This is a genomic window from Caldimonas sp. (genome assembly GCF_046291045.1).
GTDB lineage: Bacteria > Pseudomonadota > Gammaproteobacteria > Burkholderiales > Burkholderiaceae_C > Caldimonas.
The window spans coordinates 1-12,291 of record NZ_JBKBSL010000057.1; the positions used below are offsets into that span (position 1 = coordinate 1).

At 70.4% G+C, this 12,291-nt stretch carries 17 protein-coding genes; 13 read left to right on the forward strand and 4 right to left on the reverse strand.

Annotation, left to right across the window (positions count from 1 at the left end):
• Window positions 1–261: IclR family transcriptional regulator C-terminal domain-containing protein (locus ACK4ZD_RS14600; RefSeq protein ID WP_409663641.1), on the forward strand; the 261-nt coding region annotated here is incomplete at its 5' end.
• Between the two features lie 109 nt (window positions 262–370).
• Here ACK4ZD_RS14600 and ACK4ZD_RS14605 read toward each other — a convergent pair.
• Window positions 371–1,549, reverse strand: coding sequence for a YbfB/YjiJ family MFS transporter (locus ACK4ZD_RS14605; RefSeq protein ID WP_409663644.1), 1,179 nt, complete (start codon window positions 1,547–1,549; stop codon window positions 371–373).
• Window positions 1,550–1,651: 102 nt separating this feature from the next.
• On the opposite strand from ACK4ZD_RS14605, the gene ACK4ZD_RS14610 reads away from it, so the two are divergent.
• On the forward strand, window positions 1,652–2,629 hold the full coding sequence (locus tag ACK4ZD_RS14610) for a ProQ/FINO family protein (RefSeq protein ID WP_409663647.1): 978 nt from the start codon (window positions 1,652–1,654) through the stop codon (window positions 2,627–2,629).
• A gap of 1 nt (window position 2,630) precedes the next feature.
• Here ACK4ZD_RS14610 and ACK4ZD_RS14615 read toward each other — a convergent pair whose 3' ends face one another.
• Window positions 2,631–3,575, reverse strand: a complete 945-nt coding sequence (locus tag ACK4ZD_RS14615; RefSeq protein ID WP_409663650.1) for an MBL fold metallo-hydrolase — start codon at window positions 3,573–3,575, stop codon at window positions 2,631–2,633.
• 100 nt (window positions 3,576–3,675) lie between these two features.
• Here ACK4ZD_RS14615 and ACK4ZD_RS14620 point away from each other — a divergent pair, with 100 nt between their 5' ends.
• The 7 genes from ACK4ZD_RS14620 to ACK4ZD_RS14650 all read left to right on the forward strand — a co-directional run bounded on the left by ACK4ZD_RS14620 (window position 3,676) and on the right by ACK4ZD_RS14650 (window position 9,571).
• Entirely contained in the window at window positions 3,676–4,683 is a 1,008-nt protein-coding gene (locus tag ACK4ZD_RS14620; protein WP_409663652.1) for an XdhC family protein, read from the forward strand.
• A gap of 54 nt (window positions 4,684–4,737) precedes the next feature.
• Window positions 4,738–5,427 (forward strand): DUF6781 family protein, encoded by a 690-nt coding sequence (locus ACK4ZD_RS14625; RefSeq protein ID WP_409663655.1) that lies wholly within the window; start codon window positions 4,738–4,740, stop codon window positions 5,425–5,427.
• A gap of 11 nt (window positions 5,428–5,438) precedes the next feature.
• The gene (locus tag ACK4ZD_RS14630) at window positions 5,439–6,974 is read left to right on the forward strand and encodes an amidase (protein WP_409663658.1); all 1,536 of its coding nucleotides are present in this window, start codon (window positions 5,439–5,441) and stop codon (window positions 6,972–6,974) included.
• Complete coding sequence (locus ACK4ZD_RS14635) at window positions 6,964–8,127, forward strand: methyltransferase (RefSeq protein WP_409663661.1); 1,164 nt, start codon at window positions 6,964–6,966, stop codon at window positions 8,125–8,127. The genes ACK4ZD_RS14630 and ACK4ZD_RS14635 overlap by 11 nt, the downstream gene beginning before the upstream one ends.
• Before the next feature lie 63 nt (window positions 8,128–8,190).
• Entirely contained in the window at window positions 8,191–8,556 is a 366-nt protein-coding gene (locus ACK4ZD_RS14640) for a hypothetical protein (RefSeq protein ID WP_409663663.1), read from the forward strand.
• Window positions 8,553–9,236, forward strand: coding sequence for an AAA family ATPase (locus ACK4ZD_RS14645; protein WP_409663665.1), 684 nt, complete (start codon window positions 8,553–8,555; stop codon window positions 9,234–9,236). The genes ACK4ZD_RS14640 and ACK4ZD_RS14645 overlap by 4 nt, the downstream gene beginning before the upstream one ends.
• 128 nt (window positions 9,237–9,364) lie before the next feature.
• Window positions 9,365–9,571, forward strand: coding sequence for a hypothetical protein (locus tag ACK4ZD_RS14650; protein ID WP_409663668.1), 207 nt, complete (start codon window positions 9,365–9,367; stop codon window positions 9,569–9,571).
• A 6-nt stretch (window positions 9,572–9,577) separates the two neighbouring features.
• On the opposite strand, the gene ACK4ZD_RS14655 is transcribed toward ACK4ZD_RS14650, so the two are convergent.
• Window positions 9,578–10,264: a class I SAM-dependent methyltransferase gene (locus ACK4ZD_RS14655; RefSeq protein ID WP_409663671.1), complete on the reverse strand. Its 687-nt coding sequence runs from the start codon at window positions 10,262–10,264 to the stop codon at window positions 9,578–9,580.
• A gap of 105 nt (window positions 10,265–10,369) precedes the next feature.
• Here ACK4ZD_RS14655 and ACK4ZD_RS14660 point away from each other — a divergent pair, with 105 nt between their 5' ends.
• Both ACK4ZD_RS14660 and ACK4ZD_RS14665 read left to right on the forward strand, forming a co-directional pair.
• Entirely contained in the window at window positions 10,370–10,633 is a 264-nt protein-coding gene (locus tag ACK4ZD_RS14660) for an antitoxin (protein WP_409663674.1), read from the forward strand.
• Window positions 10,630–11,040 (forward strand): type II toxin-antitoxin system VapC family toxin, encoded by a 411-nt coding sequence (locus ACK4ZD_RS14665; RefSeq protein WP_409663677.1) that lies wholly within the window; start codon window positions 10,630–10,632, stop codon window positions 11,038–11,040. The genes ACK4ZD_RS14660 and ACK4ZD_RS14665 overlap by 4 nt, the downstream gene beginning before the upstream one ends.
• A 126-nt stretch (window positions 11,041–11,166) precedes the next feature.
• On the opposite strand, the gene ACK4ZD_RS14670 is transcribed toward ACK4ZD_RS14665, so the two are convergent.
• Window positions 11,167–11,670 (reverse strand): DUF2726 domain-containing protein, encoded by a 504-nt coding sequence (locus ACK4ZD_RS14670; protein ID WP_409663680.1) that lies wholly within the window; start codon window positions 11,668–11,670, stop codon window positions 11,167–11,169.
• A gap of 151 nt (window positions 11,671–11,821) precedes the next feature.
• Here ACK4ZD_RS14670 and ACK4ZD_RS14675 point away from each other — a divergent pair, with 151 nt between their 5' ends.
• Together ACK4ZD_RS14675 and ACK4ZD_RS14680 are read left to right on the forward strand one after the other, a co-directional pair.
• Window positions 11,822–12,016, forward strand: a complete 195-nt coding sequence (locus ACK4ZD_RS14675) for a type II toxin-antitoxin system VapB family antitoxin (protein ID WP_409663683.1) — start codon at window positions 11,822–11,824, stop codon at window positions 12,014–12,016.
• The coding region (locus ACK4ZD_RS14680; protein ID WP_409663686.1) for a VapC toxin family PIN domain ribonuclease at window positions 12,013–12,291 on the forward strand (279 nt) is incomplete at its 3' end. The genes ACK4ZD_RS14675 and ACK4ZD_RS14680, both read left to right, overlap by 4 nt.

Sequence of the window (12,291 nt, forward strand, 5' to 3'; positions counted from 1 at the left end):
ACGGCCCACACGCTGACCACGCCCGAAGCGCTGGAGCGCGAACTCGCTGCCATCCGCCGACAGGGCTACAGTGTCGACGACGAAGAGTTCATCGAAGGGCTGGTGTGCGTGGCCGTGCCCGTGCGCTCGATCGCGCCGGGCGAGGTGCGCTGCGCGCTGGCCCTGCAGGCACCCGCAGCACGCATGCCACTGTCGCAGGCGCTGCAGCAGCTCGGCCGCCTGCAGGCCGCCGCGCAGGCGATGTCGCGCAGCCTGGGCTAGCGTGGAATCGTGGTATGCCGCCAGCCCTCGCGCAAAGCTTCGATGGTGTCCGCAGCGGTGCCTGCCTTCAGCGCCAGCGGGGGCATGCGGTCGGTCGGCAGGGGGGTGTTCATGCAGGGTCCTTTCGAGGCATTGGCACTTCGGGGCGACGGCGCCACAGCAGGGCCACCATCGCCATCAGCAGGACGGTCGCCGCCAGCAGGCTGGGCCGGGCGATCGGATCGTCGGCGCGGGCCAGGGCGCCCACGGTGAGCGGCCCCAGCCACTGGCCGGTGGCAAAGGCGGCCGTCATCGCGGCCATCACCCGGGTGGGCGCCGCGCTCCCCAGGCGCCGGGCTTCCTGCAGCCCGGCCATCGTGGCCACCATGAAGGTGCCGCCCACGCACACGGCGCTGAGCACCAGGGCCAGGGGTTGCGTGGAGACCACCGGCAGCAGCACGCCCACGGCCATCACGCCCATCGCGGCGGCCCAGACCATGCGTGCACCGTGACGCACGAGCAGCGGTGCGGCCACCAGCGTGGACAGGGCCGCCGCCACACCGAACACCGGCCAGACCGCGCCAAAGACACGCGCGTCGTCCACCCACAGGCGCGCCAGCGCCGGCAGGAAGGTCGCCGGCAGGATGTAGCCGAAACCCAGGGCACCATAGCAGGCCACCAGCGGCCACACGGCGCGCGGCACACCGTCTGCCGCACCTTGTGGGGACGGCGCCGGCAGCGCGGCGTCCTTCCCCAAAGGCCGCCATGCCACCGCGGCCACGGCAGCGGCCAGAAGGCCCAGACCGGCCCAGGTGGGCGCTGCCGGCCAGGCCAACAGCCCCGACATCCAGGCCATGCCCCCCGCCACCGCCATGCCCACGCCCACGCCGGCAAACACCCCGCCCGCAGCGCCCGGGCGGCCCGCTTTCGCCAGCCAGCCCATCGCCCAGGCCGACACCCCCACCAGCACGAAGGCACTGCACACGCCCGCCGCAAAACGCCACAGCCAGGCCACCACCACGCCTGGTGAGGCGGCCATCGCGAGCGTGCACACGGCCACGCCCAGCAGGCCGGCCCGCGCCGCGGCACCGGCACGCGGGTTCAGCGCCATGCACGCGAGCGCCCCGCCCAGGTAGCCGAGGTAGTTGGCCGCCGCGAGCTGGCTGCCCGCCGCAAGCGACAGGCCCTCGGCCTGCATCAGCGGCAGCAGGGGCGTGAAGGCAAAGCGGCCGATGCCCATGCCCGAGGCCAGGCCCAGCAGGCCCACGGCGCTCGCCCGGCGCGCCGGTACCGCGTCCTTGTCGTCCATGGAGTCGGATGCTACGAGGAATCGCCCCGCGGGCGCTGAACAGCCTGCATGGCATCGCCCCGCCGAAGCGGCGACAATCGCCGCTTCACGCCGTGAACCGTCATGAACGCCGACTCTCCGAACCTTCCCCCGCCCGAAGGGGCTGACGTCCCGCCGCCCCCGCCGGCGCCCGCCGAGCTGACCCCATCCCCCGAGGCCGCCCACCCCGATGTCGCGGCGCCCGGGGCCGCCCCCGAGACGCCGGCGCCGCCGCCTGCCATGACGGTCAAGGCCTGTGCCGAGGAGCTGCGTGCGCGCTTTCCCGCTCTGTTCGGCGGCGAGCCCAAGCCGCTGAAGCTGCGCATCCAGGTCGACATCAACGAGCGTGCGCCGGGGGTTTTCCCCAAGGCCGTGCTGTCGGCCTTCTTCCGCCGCTACACGCTCAGCGATGCCTACCTGAAGGCCGTGAGCACGGGCTCGCACCGCTTCGACCTCGACGGTCTGCCGGCCGGCGAACTGAGCGAGGAGCACCGCCGCATCGCCCTGGAAACCCTGCTGCGACGCCGCGAGCAGCGCCGCGGCCCGCAGCATCCGCCGCGTGATGGGCAAGCCACGCCCACGGGTGCCGACGCCGAAGCCCCGGCCCGCCGCAAGGCCCAACGCGAGGCCCAGCGTGAAGCCCAACGTGAACAAGTCCGCGCCAAGCACCGTGAAGCCCAGCGCGCCGAACGCCAGTTCCGTGCCGGCCTGCTGCGGGCCTTCGAGACCACCACGCTCACCCGCGAGAATTTCTGCGCGCTCAAGGGCATTGCGCCCGAGGCACTGGACGGCCTGCTGGAGACGGCGCGGGCCGAGCGCGCGCAGCGCCAGGCCTTCCTGGCCGAGTTAGCGAAGGCTTACCGGGACAGCGGCTTGAGCATCAACGAGTTCGCCGCCAGCAAGAACATGCACCCGGGGCAGATGCACCACCTGCTGCGCGAGGCGCAAGGCGGGGGTGACAAGCGGCCTGCGCCGCGCATGGAGCGGTCCGAACGTCCGCCGCGCCGAGACGACGGCCCGGCCCCCACACGGGGCGAGCGCATGCGCGGCCCGCGCCGCTGACTCAGGCCGCCTGCTTGTCCAACCACACGCCCAGGCCCTGGGCGTTGAGCTCCACGTCGCCTTCGAGCAGCGCCTGCACGCGCTCGTCGTCGAGCGCTCCACCGCAGCGCCGGTATTCGGCAGCGTACAGCGCCGCCAGGCCCGCGCGCAGGCGTGCGTCGCGGTCGGGCCGGGCGGCGACCGACCGGCCCAGTCGCACCATCGCATCGAGCTGCCTGCGCACCATGGCGGCATGCGCATCGACCTCGCGCGTGGCGCCGAAGTGCGTGAGGAACATCACCCGCGGGTCGCGTGCCATCAGCCGGTCGATCGAGCGGTGCAAGGCCTCGGGCTCGAACTGCACTGGCGTGGTCGTCGGGAAGGCATAGCGGCCCGTGGCAGTGAGCAAGTCGGGGTAGGCAATGCCGAAGGTGTCGCCGGTGAACCAGCCGCGGCTGGCCTCGTCCCAGACGCAGTGATGGTGGCGGGCGTGGCCGGGCGTGTCGGCAAAGTGAAGTGGCCGCCCGGCCAGTTCCAGCACCAGGCCGTCGTGGGTTTCCAGCACACGTTCGGCCGGCACGGCTTGCAGCTCGCCGTAGTCGCGCTCGGCCACCTCGGGACCATAAACCGCCCGCACACCGGCCAGGAGCTGGCGCGGATCGACGAGGTGGCGCGCCCCGCGCGGGTGCACCACCAGCTTCGCGTTCGGCAGGTGCTGCAGCAAGAGGCCCGCCCCCCCGGCATGGTCGAGGTGCACATGCGTCACGATGAGCCAGTCCACCTGCTCGGGCGCCAGCCCGCGGGCTTCGAGCGCCGCCAGCAGGCGCGGCACGGCGCTGTTCGGTCCGGTATCCACATAGGCCCCCCGGCCGTTCTCGACGATCAGGTAGGCCGCATCGAAACGCGCACGCACGAAGCCGGTGTCGATGATGGTGAGGCCGGGGTCGAGGTGTTCGAGGAAGTCCATGGTCGCTCGGAGTGGAAAGGCCACGCCCATTGTCGCCCTTTCGGACGGACAGGTGGATCCGGGCGATGGCGGTGGTCTCCGATACAGGCACACTGTGCGCATGGACAGCACCGATCTCACCGTCTTGCGCACCGCCCTGGCCTGGCTGCAGGCCGGCCACCGCGTCGCCCTGGCCACCGTGGTACAGACCTGGGGCTCGGCCCCTCGTCCGGTCGGTGCCTGGCTCGCCTTGCGTGACGATGGCCAAGTGGCAGGCTCGGTCTCGGGCGGGTGCGTGGAAGACGACCTCATCGACCGCGTGCGCCACGGCCTGCTGGACCAAGAGCGCCCCGCGCTCCTCACCTACGGCGTCTCGCGGGACGAGGCCGCCCGCTTCGGCCTGCCCTGCGGCGGCACCATGCGCCTGGTGGTCGAACCACGTCCGCAGGCCGAGGTGTTGCAGGCGCTGCACCAGCGCATCCTGGACAAGCGCCGCACCGTGCGCGAGCTCGACCTCGCCACCGGGCACTCGGTGCTGCGCGATGGGCCGCAGGATGCACGCGTCGAGCTCGACGGCACCTGCCTGCGTACCGTGCACGGACCGCGTTGGCGCTTGGTGGTGATCGGAGCCGGCCAGCTCTCGCGCCTGGTGTGCGAGCTGGCCCTGGCGGCCGACTACGAGGTGGTGGTGATCGACCCTCGGGAAGAATTCACCGGCAGCCTGCGCCTGGCCGGCGTGGACCTGCGCCGCGGCATGCCCGACGACGAGATCCAGGCGCTGGGGATCGACGCTCACACCGCCGTCGTGGCCCTCACCCACGACCCCAAACTCGACGACCTCGCCTTGCTGGAAGCGCTGAAGTCCCCCGCTTTTTATGTGGGGGCCCTGGGCAGCCGCCTCAACACCCGTCGCCGCCGTGAACGCCTGGCGCTGTTCGACCTCGAACCCGCGGCGATCGAGCGGCTGCACGGTCCGGTGGGCCTGTACCTCGGCGGCAACAGCCCGCCCGAGATCGCCCTGTCCATCCTGGCCGAGATCACGGCGGTACGACACGGCGTGCCGGTGCTGCAAAAGCGCGATCTCATCGAGCGCTCCCCCTCTGGTCAGCCCCTGGATTCCCGCCTATAAAACGGCAGGTGCCGCCGCGGGCGCGGCCGCCGCCACGACGACGAGGAGACGCGCATGAGCACGAAATCCGGCATCGACCAAGATGCCCTGATCCAGATGTTCGCCCAAGCCACCGCCCGCCAGGGCGAGACCCTGCGCCAGGCCGTGAGTGCGGCCACCCTCAAGGCCCTGCAAGGGCGCGAACTCACGCTGCAGAACGTGCGCAGCGTGCTGCAGTCCGTCACCCAGGCGGCCTCGGCCGGCGCGGCCCAGAACCCGGGCAGCGCGACCGACGTGCAAAAGCTGCTCGAAAAAGCCTTCGACGGCATGGACGCCGCCTTGCTCAAGGCCGTGCAGGCGCACCGCACCGCCTTGCAGCAGTTCGTCTCGCAGGGAGCCGACTTGCAGCAAGGCCCGCTCAAAACCGCGCTGGCCAACCTCGAGAAGATGGAAGACGTCTTCTTCACCACCGTGGGCAAGGCCATTCAGGACGCAGCCGCTCCTGTGCAAAGTGCCTGGCAGCCCGTGCTCGATGCGATGAAGCACAAGGGCACGGACACCGGCGCCCAGGCCGCCGCCACGGTCGAGCAGCTCCTGGCCCAGGCTCACCACACCCTGCGTGAGAGCCGCGCCATGGGCCTGCGCACCGCCCAGGCCCTGCTCGAGGGCTATTCCACGCTGGTCAGCGGGGTGCTCATCGGCATGACCGAAGGGTTGCAGCAAGGCAGCGCCGAAGCGTCAGCCCCCAGCACGCGCAAGCGCTGACGCGGCGCCGCATGCATCACGACGAGTACCTGCGTCACGACGCCACCGCCCTGGCCGCCGCCGTGGCCCGCGGCGAGGTCAGCGCCGCTGAACTGCTGAGCCTCGCGTTGCAGCAACTCGACCGTGTCGAGCCGCACATCCAGTCGCTCGCACGGCTGATGGAAGGCGAAGCCCGCGCCCAGATCGAGTCCGCGCCCCACGGACGCCCCACGGGGCCCTTCGGCGGCGTGCCCTTCCTCGTGAAAGATGCCGTGCACGACATCGCCGGGCTGCCCACCGGCCAGGGCAGCCGGGCCTTCACGCGCGCCGCCGCCCAGGACAGCGCCATCGTGCGCCGTCTCAAGACCGCGGGCCTGGTCATCTTCGGCAAAACCCGCCTGCCCGAACTGGCCCTCAAGGGCGTGACCGACCCACGCGCCCAAGGTCGAAGCCGCAACCCCTGGCACCTGGACCACACCCCGGGCGGCTCCAGTGGCGGCGCGGCCGCGGCGGTCGCCGCCGGGGTGGTGCCTATGGCGGCAGGCAACGACGGCGGCGGCTCCATCCGCATCCCGGCCGCCTGCTGCGGGCTCTTCGGCCTGCGACCCTCTCGCGGGCGCGTCTCGGTGGGCCCCGCGCTCGGTGAGGTCTGGTACGGCGCCTCCAGCGACGGCGTGATCTCGCGCAGCGTGCGCGACAGCGCGCTGGCGCTCGACGTGCTGGCCGGGCCCGAACCGGGCGACCCCTTCCACATCGCTCCACCGCCCGCACCCTACGTCGAGCTGATGCGCCGGCCGCCCCCGCGCCTGCGCATCGCCTACACCACCACCTCGCCGCTGGGCACGCCGGTCGATGCCGAAGCGGTGGCCGCCGTCGAGCACACCGTGGGGCTCCTGCGCCAGCTCGGGCACGAGGTGGTGCCCGGCGCGCCCGACCTCGACGGCCGCGCCCTGGCCCAAAGCTACCTGCACCTCTACTTCGGCGTGGTGGCCGCCGCCGTGAGCCTCGCATGCGAGCAAGGCGCCCGCGAGCGCGACTTCGAGCCGCTGACCCGCGTGCTGGCCGCTCTGGGCCGGGCCACCTCCGCCGGCACCGCCACGCGCCACCTCTGGCGCTGGAACGAATTCGCCCGCAGCCTCGGGCGCTTTCACGAGCAGCACGACCTGCTGCTCACCCCTACGCTGGCGGGCCCGCCGGTGAAGCACGGCACCGGCGACCCACCGGCCTGGCAGGAAAGCCTGCTCACCGTGCTGTGTGCCACGGGCCTGCTGGGCGGCCTGCACCGCCTGGGCGTGCTCGCGCCGGTGATCGACCAGATCGCGCTGGACAGCCTGCGCCACGTGCCCTTCACGCAGCTCGCCAACCTCACCGGCACACCCGCAATGAGCGTGCCGCTGTACTGGTGCGCCAAGGGCCTGCCGCTGGGCGTGCAGTTCATCGCGCGCTTCGGTGAGGAAGCCACGCTGCTGCAGCTCGCGGCCCAGCTCGAACAGGCCCAACCCTGGTTCGACCGGCTGCCGCCGCTGGCGCACGACACCCCAGCCGCTACAGTGGCGCATGCACACTGACACCCCGACCCTGCACTGGACCGAAGACGGCCAGCCCCACGAGGCCCGCTGGCATTCCGAGGCCGGCCTGCCGCCGCCCAAGCGCGTGGTGGTGGTCGACGACCAGACCCATGCCGACACCGCCCTGCGCCTGACCAGCGAAGGCACCGCCCTGCTGTGGCGCGGCGACTATCACAACGCCCGCCAATTGCTCGCGGCCCTGGGCCGGCGGCTCGACCGCCCGCCGCGCAAGCCGTCGCCCCCGCCGGCCCCGGGCACCGACCCGCTGGCCCACGCCTTCCACCTGCAGCGCAAGGCCCAGGCCGAAAAGGCCCGCCGCCTCAACCTCGTGCTGCTGCCCTTCGAGGCCCACTACGCGCTGCCGCTGCGCCGCGCGCCCGAGGTACGCACCGCCTGCGAAGAAGCCTTCGGCCCTTGCGAGACGCCCTGCGTGCTGTCGCTGCGCGAACTGCTGGGCGCCATCGGCGCGCACGAATGGCGGCTCAAGGGGGTGGAAGTGCCCGCCCTGGGCGCACGCATCCATGCCCACTACGGCGTGTTCTCGCCGGTGCGGGGGGAATACGTCGACCTGGTGGCCAACACGCCCCTGCCCTCCCCGGCCCCCGAGCTGGCCTTTGACCTCGGCACCGGCACCGGCGTGCTGGCCGCCGTGCTGGCCCGGCGCGGCGTGCACCGCCTCGTGGCCACCGACACCTCGCCCCGGGCGCTGGCCTGCGCGCGCGACAACCTGCAGCGCCTGGGCCTGGCCGAGCGGGTGAAATTGATCGATGCCGACCTCTTCCCCGACGCCCGCGCCCCGCTCATCGTCTGCAACCCGCCCTGGCTGCCCGGCCGCGCCCATTCGCCGCTGGAGCAGGCCGTCTACGACCCCGACCACCGCATGTTGCGCGCCTTCCTGGCCGGCCTGAAGGCCCACCTCACGCCCGGCGGCGAAGGCTGGCTGATCTTGTCCAACCTGGCCGAACACCTGGGCCTGCGCCCGCGTGCCCAGCTGCTGGGCTGGATCGCCGAAGCGGGCCTTTCGGTAGCCGGCCGCCACGACATCCGCCCCCGCCACCCCAAGGCCGCCGACCCGTCCGACCCGCTGTTCCGGGCGCGGCGCTCGGAGGTGACCTCGCTGTGGCGCTTGCAGCCCATGGCCGAGCCCCATTGACCCCTTTTGGCCAAAATCTCCTTTTTGGCCTAACATGTCAGCACGCTGTCGAGGAGTCTCGCCATGTCTGCCGTTCTCAAGCCCCAGGCCGTTCCGCCCGTGGACCAGCTCCACCGCACCCCCGCGTCCGACGTGAAAAAGCTCGGCTGGCGCGGCGTCATGCGCCAGTTGCAGACGCAAGGCCCCGTGCTGGTCACCAACCACCAGCAGCCCGAGGCGGTGATCCTGCCCGTGCAGGCCTATGCCGCCCTGCTGGAACGTGCCCAGCATGCCGCCGACCCGGCCGAGGCCGCCCTCGAGGCCCTGCGCCGCCGCTTTGACGAACGCCTGGCCGTGCTGAACACCCCCGAGGCCGGCGACCGCCTGCGCGGCCTGATGGACGGCCCGGCCCGCCTGGGCGGTGAGGTCCAGGCCGGAGCCAGCTATTGAAGACGCCGCTCCCAGACACACGCCCCGTCCTCTTCGTGCTGGCCGGCGTCAACGGCGCCGGCAAAAGCTCCATCGGCGGCCACCTGCTCACCCGCCAGGGCCTCACCTGGTTCAACCCCGACCGTTACGCGCGTGAACTCGTCGCCGCGGGCCTGGCCACACCCGACGAGGCCAGCGGCCTGGCCTGGAACGAAGGCCTGCGCCGGCTCGACGCCGCCCTGGCCCAGGGCCGCCACCACGCCTTCGAGACCACCCTGGGCGGCACCACCATCGCCCAGCGCCTGCGGGACGCCACCCGCACGCACGACGTGCTGATGTGGTTCTGCGGCCTCGACCGCCCCGAGCGCCACCTGGCCCGCGTGGCCGCCCGCGTGCGCGCCGGCGGCCACGACATCCCCGAAGACCGCATCCGCCAGCGCTACCCCCGCGCCCTGGCCAACCTCATCGCGCTGATGCCGCACCTGGCGCACCTGCAGGTCTACGACAACAGCGCCGAGGCCGCGCCGGGCGAGCCCATCCCCGACCCGCGACTGCTGCTGGAACTGCGCCGCGGGCAGCTCACCTACCCGCAGGCCGACGACACGCAGGCGCTGCGCGCCACACCGGAGTGGGCCAAACCGGTGGTGGAGGCGGCGCTGAGCCCCCTCCCACCGGGGGCCGCAACGGCCGAAAGCCGCTGACAGCGCGTCGCGACCCTGCGCAAGCGGCTCGCTGCTGCCCCCCCGAATGCTGGGGCTGCCTGCACCCAGGGGGTAGCCCGGCCTACGCGCGGCATTCATAGTGCCAACACGTCAGCGCGAGGCGAAACATGAACCATCGCAACCTGCAGGAAGAATATTCCCGGCTCCGCGCCCAACTGGCCGACGCCTACAACGCCCCCCGATGGGAAACCGGCCGCATCGATCGGCTGGCCGACGAACTGGCCGCACTGGAACGGCGGCTCGCTCGCCAGCCCCCCGACACGGCCTGGACGGACACCGCCCTCGCGCCCGAGCCCCCGCGCCCTTCCCCCTAGGCACTCCTAGGCACCGACGCGGGCCACGATGAAGGGACGCCAATCCCGCTGCTTCGAGCCGTGCCGCTCGCTGGCCAGGATGTCGAACCCGGCCGTGCGGATCGCCTGTTCCAGACCTTCGGCAGAAAACGTCGTCACGCTCGGCGCCAGGCCCACCCACTGCATCACCGGCACGGCCAGCCGGATCAGCGGGTTCATGTCGCCGATGCAAGGCGTCTTGGAGATGAAAAGCCCACCCGGCACCAGCAAGGCCTGGACATGGCCGAGCACCGTGGGCAGGTCGCCCACCAGATGCAGGACGTTGAAGCCGATCACCACGTCATAGCGATCGCCCTCACGCGCCAGGGCGTCCGCCGTGGCCCGCCGGAATCGAAGCCGCCCCTGCAGCCCGTGGTGGTCGGGCGCCGCGAACTTTTCCTCCGCGATGGTGATCATCCCGGTGGACAGGTCGGTAGCCAGATAGCTCTTTGCCGCATCGGCCAAGCGCAGCGCCGCCGTCCCGGTGCCACAGCCCAATTCCAGCACCCGCGCGCTGGCAGGCATGAGCGCCCGCGTCCGCGCCAAGGTCCGCTCGAACCCGGCCTCGTCCGCGATCGCAGCGGCGGCGTACTTGCGCGCCGTCTTGTCCCAGAACCGCGCGTCCTTGTCGGTCGTCGTGGAGTGTTCGGGCTGGTGCCCATGGTCACGTTTCATCGCCTTCCCCGGTGATTGGTGTTCAAGACGCCCCGACCACGGACTTGTGCTGTCGCGGCGCTTTTCCGATAATACACACATTGACGTACACACATTGAGGTGGCCATGAACGTACTTACCACCCGAGTCTTCAACAACGGCAACAGCCAGGCCGTGCGCATTCCCGCCGAATTCCGCCTCGACACCGACCGCGTGTCCATCTCGCGCAACGAGCAGGGCGATCTCGTCATCCACCCCTTGCGAGCCCAGCGGGGCGCGGCCCTGCTCCAGGCCCTGGATGAACTGAGGGACGTGGACGCGGCCTTCATCGCCGCCCTGGAGGCCGAGCAGGATAACCCGCTGCCGATGCAGGAGCGTGAAGGCCTGTGATCTACCTGCTCGACACCAATATCCTGATCTATCTGATCAAAAACCACCTTCCTGCCGTGGCGCAGCGCGTGGACACGCTGACAGAAGACGACCGGCTGTGCATGTCCTTCATCACCTGGGCCGAACTGCTCAAGAGCGCCGAACGAAGCACCCGCAAGCCGCAGGTGCTGCGCGCCCTGGACAACCTCGCCCGGCAGGTGCCGGTGATCTACCCCTCGGCCCCCGCCATCTGCCGCCACTACGCCGTTCAGGCCACCCGGCTGAAAGACGCCGGCACCCCCATCGGCGCCAACGACCTGTGGATCGCCTGCCACGCGCTGGCCGAAGGCGCCACCTTGGTGACCCACAACACCCGCGAGTTCCAGCGGGTCGAAGGGCTTAGGATCGAGGACTGGGTGGCGCCCTGAGTTGTCGCCAGAAACCCGCGTTCATGCGGCTTGCGGGGATTCTTCCGGGCCGACGATGTCGGCCCGATGCCCTTCAAGGCGCAAAGGCTTGCCGCCCAGCAAAGGCAAGCCGCGTGACGGTCTCGGCTATGGGATCCGGGAAACGCGGGCAAGGTCAAGCAGTTCGCTGCGGATGACCTGTTCACTCGGGAGCGAACGGACGTGCCAGCGAATCAGCCGAAGGCCGGCGTCGGCTGTGGCCTTGGACTTTCTCTCGTCCGTCTTGGCTCTCGAGCTCGACTCGTGCGACTTGTCATCGAGCTCGATTGCGGCGATGACGGTGGAGTCCTTCGCGCACACCACAAAGTCGTAGCTCAACCGATTGATTCGATTGTTCCACTCATGAAAGTTCGCGCCCTTCTTGACTCCAAGAACGCGAGACACCTGAACCTGCGCAAGAACGATGTGCTCCGGCAGGGCACGAACGAGCCGGTGATACAGAACTTGCTCCGGCTGCGACAGGGGCCGCTTGACGTAAAAGGGCCATGGGCCGCTCGGGCCGGCATTCAGCACACCAAGCTTCCTGAGAACGACGAGAGCGACTGAGGCAAGGACGAAGAGAACGAGGAAGACAACGGCGAAGGATTTCATAGGCGGTCAATGGTTCGCAATCTGGAACTCCGAGGCCCGACGTTTGACGTGGACGGTGGCCTGACGTTTAAGCCCAGGAGCCGTGAAAGATGCTTGCCCCATGCATACCGAAGCGCTAGCATGTGTACACATTACGTCGCACGTACACATCATGCGCACGAACATAGAGATTGACGACAAGTTGATGAGCGATGTACTCCGCTCGACCGGCCTGAAGACCAAGAAGGAGGCGGTTGAGCTCGGCTTGCGTACGCTGTTGAGACTGTGCCAGCAAGAACAGTTGCGGCGCTTCCGGGGCAAGTTGCAATGGGAAGGTGACCTCAACGCCATGAGGACGGACAAGTGATTGTCGTTGACTCTAGCGTGTGGATTGACTTCTTCCGTGGACTGGTGACGCCACAGACCGAGCGACTGGATGGCCTGTTGAGCACCGAACCACTTGCGGTGGGGGACTTGATCCTGACCGAAGTGCTGCAAGGCTTCAGCAGCGAGAAAGACTTCAACCAAGCCAGAAGGCTGATGACTTCCCTGGACGTGATCACCCTGGGTGGGCAAGAGATCGCACTGCAGGCGGCACGGAACTACCGCGCACTGAGAGCGCAAGGCGTGACGATACGCAAA

What these genes read in the sequence shown, in the direction of transcription:
- ACK4ZD_RS14605 (WP_409663644.1), bottom strand. Translation starts at nt 1,549, where the DNA reads ATGGACGACAAGGACGCGGTACCGGCGCGCCGGGCGAGCGCCGTGGGC.
- ACK4ZD_RS14610 (WP_409663647.1), top strand. Translation starts at nt 1,652, where the DNA reads ATGAACGCCGACTCTCCGAACCTTCCCCCGCCCGAAGGGGCTGACGTC.
- ACK4ZD_RS14615 (WP_409663650.1), bottom strand. Translation starts at nt 3,575, where the DNA reads ATGGACTTCCTCGAACACCTCGACCCCGGCCTCACCATCATCGACACC.
- ACK4ZD_RS14620 (WP_409663652.1), top strand. Translation starts at nt 3,676, where the DNA reads ATGGACAGCACCGATCTCACCGTCTTGCGCACCGCCCTGGCCTGGCTG.
- ACK4ZD_RS14625 (WP_409663655.1), top strand. Translation starts at nt 4,738, where the DNA reads ATGAGCACGAAATCCGGCATCGACCAAGATGCCCTGATCCAGATGTTC.
- ACK4ZD_RS14630 (WP_409663658.1), top strand. Translation starts at nt 5,439, where the DNA reads ATGCATCACGACGAGTACCTGCGTCACGACGCCACCGCCCTGGCCGCC.
- ACK4ZD_RS14635 (WP_409663661.1), top strand. Translation starts at nt 6,964, where the DNA reads ATGCACACTGACACCCCGACCCTGCACTGGACCGAAGACGGCCAGCCC.
- ACK4ZD_RS14640 (WP_409663663.1), top strand. Translation starts at nt 8,191, where the DNA reads ATGTCTGCCGTTCTCAAGCCCCAGGCCGTTCCGCCCGTGGACCAGCTC.
- ACK4ZD_RS14650 (WP_409663668.1), top strand. Translation starts at nt 9,365, where the DNA reads ATGAACCATCGCAACCTGCAGGAAGAATATTCCCGGCTCCGCGCCCAA.
- ACK4ZD_RS14655 (WP_409663671.1), bottom strand. Translation starts at nt 10,264, where the DNA reads ATGAAACGTGACCATGGGCACCAGCCCGAACACTCCACGACGACCGAC.
- ACK4ZD_RS14660 (WP_409663674.1), top strand. Translation starts at nt 10,370, where the DNA reads ATGAACGTACTTACCACCCGAGTCTTCAACAACGGCAACAGCCAGGCC.
- ACK4ZD_RS14670 (WP_409663680.1), bottom strand. Translation starts at nt 11,670, where the DNA reads ATGAAATCCTTCGCCGTTGTCTTCCTCGTTCTCTTCGTCCTTGCCTCA.
- ACK4ZD_RS14675 (WP_409663683.1), top strand. Translation starts at nt 11,822, where the DNA reads ATGCGCACGAACATAGAGATTGACGACAAGTTGATGAGCGATGTACTC.